The sequence below is a fragment of the Curtobacterium sp. MCBD17_023 genome (genome assembly GCF_003224415.1).
In the GTDB taxonomy this organism is placed as follows: domain Bacteria; phylum Actinomycetota; class Actinomycetes; order Actinomycetales; family Microbacteriaceae; genus Curtobacterium.
In genome coordinates this window covers 163,204-176,883 of record NZ_QKLJ01000002.1, presented here as the reverse complement: position 1 = coordinate 176,883, position 13,680 = coordinate 163,204, and the positions used below count along the sequence as shown (strand labels likewise).

Below are 13,680 nucleotides of genomic sequence, written 5' to 3'. Positions count from 1 at the left end.
CGGTGAGCTCACCGCGTCCCGCCGTCCGCACGAGGTCCGTCCTCGCCGTCACCGCCTCCGCCCTGACCGCGGTCACCCTGCTCGCGCTCGTCGGCCCGCCCGCTGCGGCCGCCACCGCCACCGTGGACGTCTCGCGGTCTCCGGCCGGCGTGACCGCGGCCGTCGGCGAGCAGGACGCCGGGACCCCGGCGGTCGGTCCGGCCGCCGACGGTGTGCGGGTCGGTGACGGGTCCTACGCCCCGACCCCGCCGGCGAGCATCACGGACAGCGCCGACGTGCAGAAGACGCTCGACCAGCGGCTGTACATCGACCCGTCGCAGGCGGGCAAGCCGGTCCCGACGAACCAGTGGTGGACCGACCTGCTCGTCAGCAGGTACTCCGGCGACATGTGGGCGTACCCGTTCGTCTCGTCGAACAGCGCCGCCGGGACGAAGGTCACCATCCCGACGCGCTGGAACAGCGACGGCACGGCGATGCGCCTCGAGGCGCCGGTCACGGTCGGCGGGACCGTCGAGCCGACCCCGGACGCCTCCGACCGGGTGCTCGCCGACTTCGAGGACGGCCTGCCCGAGGGCTGGACCGCCACGGGCGACGCGTTCGACCGGACCGCGTCGGGCACGGCCACCGGGCAGAGCGAGGTCGCCGGGTGGCTCGGTGACCGGTTCCTCGACTCGTTCACCGACGCCGACGGCGACGGCGCGACCGGGACGCTCACCTCCCCGTCCTTCACGATCGACCGGTCCACGCTCGCGTTCCTCGTCGGCGGGGGGAACCACCCCGACCACGAGGCCGTGCAGCTGCTCGTCGACGGCGACGTCGTGGCGAGCAGCACCGGGACCGACAGCGAGCGGCTGCGGTGGGACAGCTGGGACGTCTCCCGCTTCCAGGGCCGCTCCGCGCAGGTGCGGGTCGTCGACGACCTCCGTGCCGGGTGGGCCCACGTCCTCGTCGACCAGGTCCTGCTCACCGACGCGCCGGAGGGCCTGGCCGAGCGGTTCTCCACGACGTTCTCCGCGGAGCAGGCCGACGCGCTCCGCTGGGGCGACTGGAACGTCAGCTGGCGCATGCCGCAGGACGGCCCCGGCGGCCAGTACATGGACGTCACGAGCATGCAGGGCTCGCCGTACGAGTGGTTCGAGTTCCACGGCATGACGCCGCGCATCACCCTGCAGGACGGAGCCGAGGTCACCGACGGCGACGGACGGCCCCTCACGCTGCCGGTGACGACGGACCGCTTCGAGATCCGCCAGGACGGGCACGTCTTCGGCGTGCACGCTCCCGACCGCACCACCTTCACCCGGACCGGCAACGCGCTCGAGGCCTCCTCCGGCACGCCGTACCTGGTCCTCAGCGCGGTCCCCGAGGCCGGGCTCACGCTGGACGACCTGCACCGGACCGCGTTCGCCGTGCCGCGCGACACGACCATGACGTACTCCTACGACCCGGCTGCCGCGAACGTCCGGCAGCAGTGGTCCGTCGACACCGAGACCCTCCAGGGCGACGACCACGACACCGTGCAGGGCTGGCTGCAGCACCAGTACGCCGACGCCACCACGAACCTGCGCTTCACCGGCGCCACCTACGCGACCCCGCGCGGCACGATGAAGACGACGGTCGGGCACGACGGGTGGACGCTCGACTACCGGTTCACGGGGATCACGCCGATCGGCAGCAAGCCGGAGGCCATCGGGGACGACCCGTACTCCGAGGACGTCATGCGGCGGTACCTGCACGACTACGCCGCGAAGACCACCTACGGCGGCGACACGTACTGGGGCGGCAAGGACGTCCTGCAACTCGCCGAGTACATGACCATCGCCCGGCAGATCGGCGCCACCGAGGACGCCCGGAAGCTGCAGGACACGCTCGAGACGGCCCTGACCGACTGGTACACGTACACGGACGGCGAGAAGGAGCACTTCTTCGCCATGTACCCGACGTGGAAGGCCCTCATCGGGTTCGCCGACTCGTACGGCTCCGCGCAGTTCAACGACAACCACTTCCACTACGGCTACTTCGCCGTCGCGACGGCCCTCCTCGGCCGCGTCGACCCCGCCTGGGCCGACCGGTACGAGGGCATGGCGACCCTCGTGGTCAAGCAGTACGCCAACTGGGACCGTGACGACGCCCGCTTCCCGCACCTGCGCACCTTCGGCGTCTGGGAGGGCCGGTCCAACGCGGGCGGTGTGTCCTCGCCGGGCGGCAACAACCAGGAGTCGTCCTCCGAGGCGATCCAGTCCGAAGCCGGCCTGTTCCTGCTCGGCAGCGTCCTCGGCGACGAGGACATGCAGGCCACCGGCGCGATGCAGTACGTCACCGAACGGGCCGCCGTCCGCGACTACTGGCAGAACGTCCGCGGCAACCCCGCCTCGGCCTCGTACGACGGCAACGGCGCGTTCCCCGACGCGTACGGGCACGGACAGGCCGGGATCCTGTTCGACTCCGGCCAGGCCCACGCCACGTACTTCTCCGGCGATCCGGCCTGGATCTCCGGGATCCAGTGGATGCCGACCGCTCCCTGGTTCGACTACTTCGGGTGGGACCCCGACTTCTCGAAGGCGCTGATGCGGGAGATGATGACGGCCCGACCCCGGGCGCTCGGCCAGGCCGGGGTCACCGACGGCAACGCCGGCCGGATCCAGATGCTCACGAAGAAGTGGTGGGGTGTCGGGACCTACGGGGACGCGACGATCAGCCGCGACCGCCCGGCTGCTATCGGTGAGCTGCAGGAGGCGATCCGCAGCGTCGAGACGAACCACCCCGGGTACGTCACCCAGCGCACCGCCGCGAACCCCCTGTACGTCCAGGCCACCGACACGCTGCTGGTCTCGGTCGACGACGACGGACGGGTGGTGTTCCCGGACCGGTACTGGACCCCGGAGACGCTCCCGGCGTCGCTCGTCCCCGCCCAGCTCGACGGACGCACCGCCGACCGTCTGCCGAAGGACTGGCCGGTGCCGTCGCCGCTCATGCCGTTCCTCGTCGACGACTTCCGCGCCGACACCGCCACCATCGACGGGCTGTACGGCGTCGACCTGACCGACCACACCCCCGGGCAGGACACCGCGCACGCCGCGCGGGTCTTCAGCGGCATGGGTGACGCGCTCGGCAACGTCGTCCTCGGCTTCCTCGGCCAGTACGACCCGGACACCTACGCCGACGTCCATGCCGCACTGTGGGACGCCGAGGACCCGGCCGTGACCGGACAGTCGATGGCCGGACTCGTCTACCACCAGGCCATGTCGAACCGCACCGTCGGCACCGAGGTCACCGACCGGCACACCTCCGACCCGCTCAGCCAGGTGTTCCGCGCGGCCGACGGGACGATCAGCTACGTGCTCGACAACCCCGACACCGTGCAGCACACCTACGACGTGTACGACGGCACCGAGGTCATCGGGCAGATCGCGGTCCCCGCGCAGACGCAGATCACCTCGCACCTCGACGCCCACCTGGCCGAGATCGAGGTGCACGCCGACGGCGACCCGAAGACCGTCGTCCCGGGGACGACCACCACGTTCACGGCGACCGGCCGCGACCAGTACGGCGCGACCGTCGACCTCGACGACGTCACCTGGTCCACCGACGCCGGCACGATCAGCGACTCCGGCGTCCTCCGCGCCGGCGAGCGGTCGGACCGGGCGACCGTCACCGCGACCGTCGGCGACGTGCACGGATCGGTCGCCTTCCGCGTCGCCCCGGCACCGGTCCTCACCGGGATCGACGTCACCCCCGGCACCGAGCGGCTCGTCGTCGGCACGCCGCAGCGGTTCCGCGCCGCCGGCCACGACCAGTACGGCGACCCCGCCGCGCTGCCCGGTGACGTCAGCTGGACCTACACCGGGTCCGGCACGGTCGCCGCCGACGGCACCGTGACGACGACCGCCGCCGGCTCCGGGTACGTCGTCGCCACCGGCGCAGGCGTCGAGGGCACCGCCGTCGTGGCGTCCGTCACGGCGGTCCCGGACGCCGCAGCCGGAGCCGACGTCACCGCGAGTTCGTCGGACGGCGGCAACACCGCCGGCAAGGCCGTCGACGGCGACCGCAGCACCCGCTGGGAGAGCGCGCACGGAGTCGACGACGTCGACTACACGATCGACCTCGGGCGCGTGACCGACATCACCACCGTGCGGGTCGACTGGGAGGCCGCCGCCGCCGAGCAGTACGTCGTCCAGGTGAAGGACGCCGCGGACGACGACTGGCGGGACGTCCGCACGGTCGAGAAGACCACCGCGGACGCCGACACCGTCGCGGTCGGCACGAGTGCCCGGTTCGTCCGCCTGCACATGACGCAGCGGCTGACCGGGTACGGCTACTCGATCTGGGAGGTGCACGTGTCCGGCACCCCGGCTGCCTCGGCCGTCGAGGTCGAGGACGTGCTCCTGGCACCGCGGTCGGCGACCGTCCGTCCCGCCGACACCGTCCGGCTCCGGGCGTACGGCTTCGACCGTGACGGGTACGGCGGCCTCCTCGCCACGGATCGACCGGCGTGGTCCGTCGCGGGCGGGGACGACGTCGGCACGGGCAGCGTCGACGGCGACGGCGTCGTGACCGCCGGACGTGACGGCGGTGTCACCGCGACCGTCACCGCCACCGTCGGATGGGCCTCCGCCCAGGCGGCGGTGACCACCCTCGACGAGCACGCCGACGACGACGGAGCGGTCCTGCCCGGCCCGTCGCGGGACGTCGCGGTCGGCAAGTCGGTCACCACGTCCTCCGACGAGCGCGGTGACCTCGCCGGCCGCAACGCGGTGGACGGGGACGGGACCACGCGGTGGTCCAGCGTCGCCCGTGACGACCAGTGGATCGCCGTCGACCTCGGCGCCGTCGTGCCCGTCGACCAGGTCCAGGTCGACTGGGAGGCCGCCTCGGCCGAGGCCTACCGCATCCAGGTCCGGGACGACCCGCACGACGAGTGGCGGACGGTCGCCGACGAGCAGCACGGCAGCGGCGGCACGGCGGCCCACCCGTTCGAGGACGTGTCCGCGCGGTACGTCCGACTGCTCGCCGACCGCCGCCACACGGCGTACGGCGTCTCCCTGTGGGCCCTCCGCGTGTTCTCGACCGAGGGCGCCCCGACCCCCGACCTCGCACACCGCGCGGCCGTGTCGTCCTCGGCCGACGAAGGGGACGGCGTCCCCGCCCGCAACGCCGTCGACGGGGACGCCGGCTCCCGCTGGGCGAGCGGGCACACCGACGACCAGTGGCTCGCGGTCGACCTCGGCGCGGAGCACGAGCTGCACGGAGCCGTCGTGCGGTGGGAGGACGCGTTCGGCCGCGCCTACCGCATCGAGGCGCGGAACGCCACGGACGACGGGTGGACGACGCTCGCGACCGAGACGGACGGCGACGGCGGAACCGACCGGCTCGACCTGCACGGCTCGTGGCGGTACGTCCGCCTGCACGGCGTCGAGCGCGCGACGCCGTACGGCTACTCGGTGTACGACCTCGAGATCCGGTAGGCCAGGACCGGATCGCAGGGCGCACGCCGTGCCGCGGTCGGGCAGTCGTGTCGCGACGGTCCGACCGCGGCGCGGTTACGTCGTCCGACGGATGCCCCGGCCGGGCAGGACCGCGGAACCTGGAGGGACCACGGCACCCACCACGTCAGGAGCACCCGCATGGCCAGCCCCACCCCCGTCCAGACCCTCGGCATCGTCGGCGCCGGCAACGTCGGCTCGCAGATCGCCCGACGCGCCACCCAGACCGGCCTGGACGTCGTCATCGCGAACTCGCGCGGTCCCGAGACGCTCGAGACGCTCATCGCCGAGCTCGCTCCGCTCGCCGGCGCCGCGTCGGTGGCCGACGCGGCGAAGGCCGGCGACGTGGTCGTCGTCGCGATCCCGGTCACCGGCTACGCGGCGCTGCCCGCGGACGCCTTCGCGGGCAAGGTCGTCGTCGACACCGGCAACTACTACCCCGAGTACTCCGGCACGGTCGCCGAGCTCGAGCAGGACCCGCACCCCACGACCTCCGAGCTGCTGCAACGCGCGCTCCCCGGCGCCTCCGTCGTGAAGGCGCTCAACAACCTCGGCGCCGCCGACGTCACCACCGACGGTTCCCCGGCCGCCACGCATGGCCGTCGGGCGCTGACGGTCGCCGGCGACGACGCCGACGCCAAGGCGGTCGTGGCCGGTCTGCTCGACCGCTTCGGGTTCGACGTCGTCGACGTCGGGCCCCTCAGCGAGGGGTGGCGGTACGAGCGCGACCAGCCCGCGTACGGCGTCCGACACGACCGCGACGGCATGACCGCGGCGCTCGCTGCGGCACGTCGGTCCTGACGGGGAGGGACGACCATCGTGACCGAGCTGGTCAGCACCCCCTTCCCGGCGTCGGCCACCGCAGCCGACGTCCTCGCCGACGTCGACCTGCACGGCCGGCGGTACCTCGTCACGGGCGGCGGGTCCGGCATCGGCGCCGAGACCGCGCTCGCCCTCGCGGGTGCCGGCGCCGAGGTCATCGTGGGCGTCCGCGACCCCGTCCGGGCCACCGCCACGCTCGAGCGCACGGGTCGGACGGCGGACCGGGTCCACGCGCGCCCGCTCGACCTCGCCGACCTCGCCTCGGTCCGCCGGTTCACCGGCGCCTGGGCCGACGACGGGGTCGGTGCGCTCCACGGGGTCGTCGCGAACGCCGGCGTGATGGCGCTGCCCGACCGACAGCTCTCCGCCGTCGGGTGGGAGCTGCAGCTCGCGACGAACCACCTCGGACACCTCGCGCTCCTCCTCGGGCTCCGCGACGCCGTCGTCGAGGCCGGCGACGGACGCGTCGTCACGGTGAGTTCCACCGCCCATCTGCGGTCGCCGTTCCACTTCGAGGACCCCCAGTTCGACGAGCGTCCCTACGACCGGTGGGCGGCGTACGCGCAGTCGAAGACGGCCGACGTCCTGCTCGCCGTGGGCGTCGCAGAACGGTGGGCGGCGGACGGCGTCGTCGCGAACAGCCTGATGCCGGGGTGGATCACGACCGGGCTGCAACGGCACCTCGACGACGACACCCTGCGCGCCATGGGCGCGATGGACGAGGCGGGCAACCGCATCGAGCAACCGTTCTACAAGACCCCGGCGCAGGGGGCCGCGACCTCGACGCTGCTCGTCGCCTCGCCGACCGTGTCCGGCGTGACCGGGCGGTACTTCGAGGACAACCAGGAGGCCCCGGTGCTCGACGACGGCACGGGTCACGACCGCGGTGTCGCCCGGTACGCCCTCGACCGGGGGAACGCCGACCGCCTCTGGGAGCTCGGCACGAGCGTGCTCTGAGCGGATACGTCAGCTGACGGATGCCGCACCGTCGGCCCTGCTGCGAACGTGGGGACCGCCCCACCCATCCCACCGACACCCCGACAAGGAGCAACACCATGGCCGGAAACCCGAAGGGCATCGCCCTCGAGCCCGCCGCGCAGGAGTTCGTCGACGCGACGTCCACCCCGCCCTTCCTCAACGAGCTGCCGCCAGCGGAGGGCCGGAAGGCCGTCGACGCGGTCCAGGACACCCCGATCTTCAAGCCCGACGTCGACGAGGAGTGGCTCGAGATCGAGGGCGGCCCCACCGGCACCGTGAAGATCCGCCTCGTGAAGCCGGCCGGCACGACGGCGAACCTGCCCGTCATCCTGTACGTGCACGGCGCCGGCTGGGTCTTCGGCGACGCCCACACCCACGACCGACTCGTGCGTGACCTGGCGATCGGGTCGAACGCCGCCGTCGTCTTCCCCGAGTACGACCGATCGCCGGAGGCCGGCCACCCGGTCGCCCTCGAGCAGTCGTACGCGGCGGCGCAGTGGGTCGTCCGCGAGGGCCGCGACAAGGGCCTCGACGCGTCCCGCTTCGCCGTCTCCGGCGACTCCGTCGGCGGCAACATGGCGATCGCACTGTCGCTGCTCGCCGCCGAGCGCGGGGACGTCGAGTTCGTCAAGCTCGTGGCCTTCTACCCGGTGACCGACGCCGCGTTCGACACCGGCTCGTACCAGGAGTTCGCCGAGGGCTACTTCCTCACCCGCGCCGGCATGCAGTGGTACTGGGACCAGTACACGACCGACGAGACGGTCCGCGCGCTCCCGACGGTGTCGCCCCTGCGCGCGCCGCTCGAGACGCTCGCGACGCTGCCCGAGACGCTCGTCATCACGGCCGAGGCCGACGTCCTCCGGGACGAGGGCGAGGCCTTCGCCGCGCGGCTGCGTGAGGCCGGGGTCAAGGCGACGAACGCCCGCTTCGGCGGCATCACCCACGACTTCGTGATGGTGAATTCGCTGCACGACACCGAGGCCGCGAAGCACGCGCTCCTGCTGGCCACCGCCTCCCTGCGCGCGGCCCTGGCCTGACGGCGACGGGCGCGGTGGTGACCCGACCCACCGCGCCCTCCCGCCCGTCCGTCAGTGCGTCCGTCCGACCGTCCATCCACGACCACGACCACGACCACCGAGGAGCAGCCGTGACCGAGACACTCGAGACCCTCGTCGCCCGCGAGGAGATCCGCACCCTCCTGGCGACCTACGCCCGCGGTGCCGACCGCCGCGACGCCCGCCTCGAGGCGTCGGTGTTCACCGAGGACGGCGTCGTCGTCCTCTTCCAGGGTGACCCGTCGACGTCCGAGCCGGTCGACACGATCCGTGGGCGGGAACGCCTCGAGGAGACGTTCGCCGGCCTCGTCGAGCAGTACGACGTGACCACCTACCTCACCGGCCAGTCGATCGTCCGCTTCACGGGTGACGACGAGGCCGAGGGCGAGACGTACTGCGTCGCCTTCCACGTCCTGCACGAGGGCGAGCAGCGGACCCTCCTGACGATGTCGATCCGCTACCTCGACCGCTTCGTCCGCGTGGACGGCGCCTGGGCGATCGCGGTCCGTCACCTGGTGTTCGACTGGACCGACCGCGCACCGTCCCACCCCTGATCCCCGACCACCCACGACCCGTCCGGAGCCCGCTGTGTCCCAACCCCTCGAGTCCCTCATGCACGCCAACCTGTTCGACGTGTTCGGCGAACGCGACCCCGAGCGCCGACGGCAGGCGATCGCGCGCACCTACGCACCCGACGTCGCCTTCCTCGACCCCGACGAGGTCGTCGTCGGGCACGAGGCCCTGCACGCGAAGGCCCAGCGGCTGCTCGACGAGGCCCCCGGCTTCGTCTTCTCGCCTGCCGGCCCCGTGTACGAGAACCACGGCATGGGGTACCTCGCCTGGCACTTCGGCCCCGACGGCCAGCCGCCGGTCGTGTCCGGGATGGACATCTGCTTCATCGAGGGCGACGTCATCGCGAAGGTGTACACCCTGCTGACGAGCGCACCGCCCGCCTGACGGTCGGACCAGTCCCCGTCGGACGCCCTGCCATGATGGTCGGGCGTCCGGCGGTCGGGCGACGGGAGGTGACGGACGATGGCAGCCCACGGCGAGGTGCCCCCGGAGTCGCCGTACGCGTTCCTCACCGACGAGCAGATCCGGGTCTGGTACGCCTGGATGAAGCTGCAACTCCGGCTCCGGTACGAGATGAACCGGCAGCTCCGCGCGGACAGCGACATCTCGCTCGCCGACTACGACGTCCTGGTCGCCCTCACGAGCGAGCCCGGCGGTGAGATGACGATGACCGCCCTCGCGACGCGCATCGGCTGGGAGCGGAGCCGTGCCTCCCACCACACGAAGCGCCTCGCCGAGCGCGGCCTCCTCGAGCTCCGCCGCTGGGAACAGGACCGACGGAGCACCGCGGTCGCGCTGACGGACGACGGCTGGCAGGCCCTGCGCGACGCGACGCCCGCCCACACGGAACTCGTCAAGCAGATGTTCTTCAGCGGGCTCGACAGCGCGGAGTTGCCGGGCTTCGCCGACGTCCTCGAGCGGGTGTACGAGACCGTCATCGACCACGGCACCCTCCCGCGGCCGGCGGACCACCCGTAGCGACCGCTCGGCTTGCCCATCGGGACCGCACCCCGTACGTTTGAGTGAAAGATCACGCAAACCGGCGGGGAGGACCGACGATGGGTGCAGACGGACTCGCTGCGAGCCTCCAGGGCGGGACGGACGACGGCGTTCTGCGCCTCCGCACGGACGACCAGCGCCCGCTCCTCGGTCGCGACGAGGAGGTCGCCGCCCTGACCGCCCTGCTCGACCGGTCGGGCGGAGGCGGCACCGCCGTACTCGTCGAGGGCGAAGCCGGCGTGGGCAAGACCGCCCTCGTCGCCGCGGTCGAGGCACACGCCCGCGGCGCCGGACACCGCGTCCTCCGGTGCACGGGCGTCCAGGGGTCGAACGCCGTCGGGTTCGACGGTCTGCACGAGTTGCTGCACCCCCTGCTCCCCTACGCCGACGCCCTGCCGGGACGGCAGCGTGCCGCCCTGCTCACCGCCCTCGCCGTCGAGGACGGCCCCGTGCCCGACCGCCTCCTCGTGAGCACCGCGGCCCTCGGCCTGCTCGAGGAGGCCGCGGCGCACCGTCCGGTCCTCGTCCGCGTCGAGGACCTGCACTGGGTGGACCGCTCGAGCGCCGAGGTGCTCGACTTCATCGGGCTGCGGCTCTCGAACGCGCCGATCGTGGTCATCGCGACCGCACGCACCGGGCACGAACCCACCGGTACCCTCCCCTGCTCCGCGGCCCGCCTCGAGCTCGGCCCCCTGCCGGAGGACGCCGCGGAGGCCCTCCTCGCCGAGCGCGCCGGCGGACTGTCCGAGACCGCGCGTCGGCGCATCCTCGCCGAGGCCGGCGGCAACCCGCTGGCCCTCCGCGAGCTCCCAGCCGCGCTCGCCGCCACCGGCGCCGCCGGGACCTCCCTCGCCACCCGGCTCCCGACCACCCGTCGGCTCGAGCAGGCGTTCCTCGACCAGCTCTCCGCCGTCCCGGCCGGTAGCCGGGCACTGTTGGTCCTCGCCGCGGCCGCCGACGACGCCGTGCTCCAGGACGTGATGGCGGCGGCGCGGACCATGGACCTCGGGCTGGCCGACCTCGGGCCGCTCGAGGTCCGCGGACTCCTCCGGACGGACCTGGCCGCCCTGCACTTCCGGCACCCGCTCCTCCGGTCCGCCGTCCTCGGGAGCGCGACCGCCGCGGAACTCGCCGCTGCGCACCGCGCGCTCGCGTCGGTCGCCCGCGACGAGACCCGTGCCGCATGGCACCGCGCCTCCGCCACGTTCGAGCGCGACGAGACGATCGCCGCCGACCTCGAGACGGTCGCCCGACGCGCCGAGCAGCGCGGCGCACGACCGGAGGCGGTCCGCGCGTACGCACGCGCGGCCACCCTGTCGCAGGGGGACGTCGGGCGGGCCCGTCGGCTCGGACGTGCGGCGGAGACCGCGCGGGCCGCCGGCATGACGAACGAGGCGATCGAGCTCCTCGAGCAGGTGGACGCCCTGGCCGGCGACCCGGACACCGTGACCGCCACCGCCGTGACCCGCACCGTCCTCAGCCTCACCACGGGGTCACCCGTCGCCGGCCGCATCGAGACGGACCGCGTCCGGTCCGTGCTGGGCGGCGCCGAGCACACCGACCGGCTCGTGGAGGTGCTCTGGGTCTGGGCACTGAGCGTCCGCGGGCGGAACCTGCCCCGCGCGGAGTGGCACGCGATCGAGACACAGCTGCGCAGCCTGTCCTCCTCGAGTCCGCTGAAGCCGGTCGCACTCGCCCTGCTCAACCCGTTCGGGACGGCTCCCGCGGCCCGGGCGGACCTCCCGCACCTCGTCCCACAGCTCACCGACTCGCCCCTCGGCATGGCCTCCCTCGCGATCGCCGCCGAGTCACTGCAGGACCTCGAGACCGCGCTGACGTGCTGGGAACTCGCCTACGAGCGCGCGCACGAGCTCGGCGCGGTGGCCGACGAGGCCCAGGCCCTCCGCGGGCGCGCCACGGTCCTCCTGCTCCGCGGGCGCATCCGCGACGCCGTCGCCGACGCCGAGTACGCCGTCCGGATGGCCAGCGAGAGCCACCTCCCCCTCGTCGCCGGCATGGCGTACGGCACGCTCGCGCGGGCGCACGCCCTGCTCGGCGACGCCGAGGCCGCCGCGCAGGCGCTCCGGGACGGCTCGGCCCGCTCCCTGGGCGGACGGCTCGCGCTCGCCAGTGCCGACGCACGCTGGGCGGCGGGCCTCGTCGCGCTCGGGCAGCACCGGTACCGGGACGCGCAGATCGAGTTCACGCACATGACGGTGCACCCGACACGCTCGCTCTGGGCCATCGCGGACCGCACCGAGGCCGCCGTGCACGGCGGTCGGCCGGAGTCGGTGACCGAGACCCTCGCCGAGGCCGAGGCCGTAGCGAGCACCTTCCGGTCCGCGCACCTCACCGCCCTCGTGCTCCGCAGCCGGGCGCTGCTCGCTCCGGCGGACCGAGCCGAGTCCTGGTTCGTCCGGGCCGTCGAGGCGGGCCAGCTGAGCGAGTCCCCCGTCGAGCTCGCGCGCACACGCCTGCTCTTCGGCGAGTGGCTCCGACGGGAACGCCGCGTCGTGGAGGCCCGCACCCACCTCCGGGAGGCGCTCGCCGAGTTCGTCGCCGCGGGCACCGCCGGGTTCGCCGCACGGGCCGCCGCGGAACTCCGCGCCGCCGGTGAGGCCCCGCCCAACGACACCTCCGGCGCGCCGTCGGCGAGCGCTCCGCTCACCCCGCAGGAACTGCAGATCGCCCGGCTGGCGGCAGCGGGGATGTCGAACCGCGAGATCGCGGACCGGATCTACCTGTCGCACCGCACGGTGAGCACCCACCTGTACAAGGTCTTCCCGAAGCTCGGTGTCAGCAGCCGCGCCGGACTCGCGGAGGCGCTCGCCGCGACCGGACACGCCGATTAGGCCCGGCGGGCCCGACCGGCTCGCCTACGTCAGTCGACGGATGCCCACAGGGCGGTGCGCCTGCGACGCTCGTCGGACGGCCCGGGGCGAAGGACACGGAGCTGCCCGTGGAGGTGGAGCGCGCTCCACCCTCCGTCTCGTGCCTGCACCCGTGACCGGACGACCAGACCGAGGTGGACTGACGCCATGACCGAACCACTCCTCCACGCAGAGGACCTCATCAAGTCGTTCCCCGGCCCGGACCAGGGTCGGGTCGAGGTGTTGCGCGGTGTCTCGCTCGCCGTGCAGCCGGGCGAGTTCGTCGCGATCGTCGGGCCGAGCGGCTCCGGCAAGTCGACGCTCCTCTACTGCCTGTCCGCCCTCGAGCCCTACGACAGCGGGTCGGTGTCCATCACCGGGCAGCGGCTCGAGACCCTGCGACCGAAGCAACTGCAGGCCCTGCGCCGCTCCACCGTCGGCTTCGTCTTCCAGTCGTTCAACCTCATCCCCTCGCTGACGGCCCGGCAGAACATCGCGCTCCCCGCGAGCCTCGCGCACCGCCCGGTCTCCACCGCCGAGGTCGACGCGGCACTGGCATCGGTCGGGCTCGCCGACCGCGGGGACCACCGTCCGGGCAGCCTGTCGGGCGGGCAGCAGCAGCGGGTCGCGATCGCCCGGGTGCTGGCGTCCCGTCCGGAGGTCGTCTTCGCCGACGAGCCCACCGGCGCGCTCGACACCACGGCCGGTGACGCGGTGCTCGGGCTCCTGCGGCAGGTGGCGTCCGGCGACCGCGCGGTCGTGATGGTGACGCACGACCTCGAGGCCGCCGCCCGCGCGGACCGGGTGCTCGTGCTGCGGGACGGCTCGATCCACCGGGAACTCGTCCGTCCGAGCGCGGGGCAGGTCCTCGACGCGCTCACCGCCGCTGCCCAGGAGGCGTGA

General features: G+C 73.5%; 8 protein-coding genes and 1 pseudogene. All 9 read left to right on the top strand.

The features are described 5' to 3' along the window. Positions 1 to 2: 2 nt before the first annotated feature. The 9 genes and pseudogenes from DEI84_RS03375 to DEI84_RS03335 all read left to right on the top strand — a co-directional run bounded on the left by DEI84_RS03375 (position 3) and on the right by DEI84_RS03335 (position 13,680). The gene (locus DEI84_RS03375; RefSeq protein ID WP_110889673.1) at positions 3 to 5,462 is read left to right on the top strand and encodes a discoidin domain-containing protein; all 5,460 of its coding nucleotides are present in this window, start codon (positions 3 to 5) and stop codon (positions 5,460 to 5,462) included. Positions 5,463 to 5,552: 90 nt separating this feature from the next. After that, positions 5,553 to 6,281, top strand: a pseudogene (locus DEI84_RS03370) (NADPH-dependent F420 reductase); the annotation flags it as partial. Positions 6,282 to 6,299: 18 nt separating this feature from the next. After that, positions 6,300 to 7,259: an SDR family NAD(P)-dependent oxidoreductase gene (locus DEI84_RS03365; RefSeq protein ID WP_110889672.1), complete on the top strand. Its 960-nt coding sequence runs from the start codon at positions 6,300 to 6,302 to the stop codon at positions 7,257 to 7,259. Between the two features lie 98 nt (positions 7,260 to 7,357). Beyond that, positions 7,358 to 8,317: an alpha/beta hydrolase gene (locus DEI84_RS03360; RefSeq protein WP_110889671.1), complete on the top strand. Its 960-nt coding sequence runs from the start codon at positions 7,358 to 7,360 to the stop codon at positions 8,315 to 8,317. A 110-nt stretch (positions 8,318 to 8,427) separates the two neighbouring features. Then, positions 8,428 to 8,889 carry a nuclear transport factor 2 family protein gene (locus DEI84_RS03355; protein ID WP_181420333.1) on the top strand — a complete coding sequence of 154 codons (462 nt, stop codon included), beginning with the start codon at positions 8,428 to 8,430 and terminating at the stop codon, positions 8,887 to 8,889. A 34-nt stretch (positions 8,890 to 8,923) separates the two neighbouring features. Next, a complete protein-coding gene (locus DEI84_RS03350; protein WP_258365965.1) occupies positions 8,924 to 9,292 on the top strand; it encodes a nuclear transport factor 2 family protein in 369 nt (122 codons plus the stop codon). A gap of 78 nt (positions 9,293 to 9,370) precedes the next feature. After that, positions 9,371 to 9,886, top strand: coding sequence for a MarR family winged helix-turn-helix transcriptional regulator (locus tag DEI84_RS03345; RefSeq protein ID WP_110825387.1), 516 nt, complete (start codon positions 9,371 to 9,373; stop codon positions 9,884 to 9,886). A gap of 80 nt (positions 9,887 to 9,966) precedes the next feature. Further along, a complete protein-coding gene (locus DEI84_RS03340; protein ID WP_110889669.1) occupies positions 9,967 to 12,759 on the top strand; it encodes a LuxR family transcriptional regulator in 2,793 nt (930 codons plus the stop codon). Positions 12,760 to 12,945: 186 nt separating this feature from the next. Continuing rightward, complete coding sequence (locus tag DEI84_RS03335) at positions 12,946 to 13,680, top strand: ABC transporter ATP-binding protein (RefSeq protein WP_110889668.1); 735 nt, start codon at positions 12,946 to 12,948, stop codon at positions 13,678 to 13,680.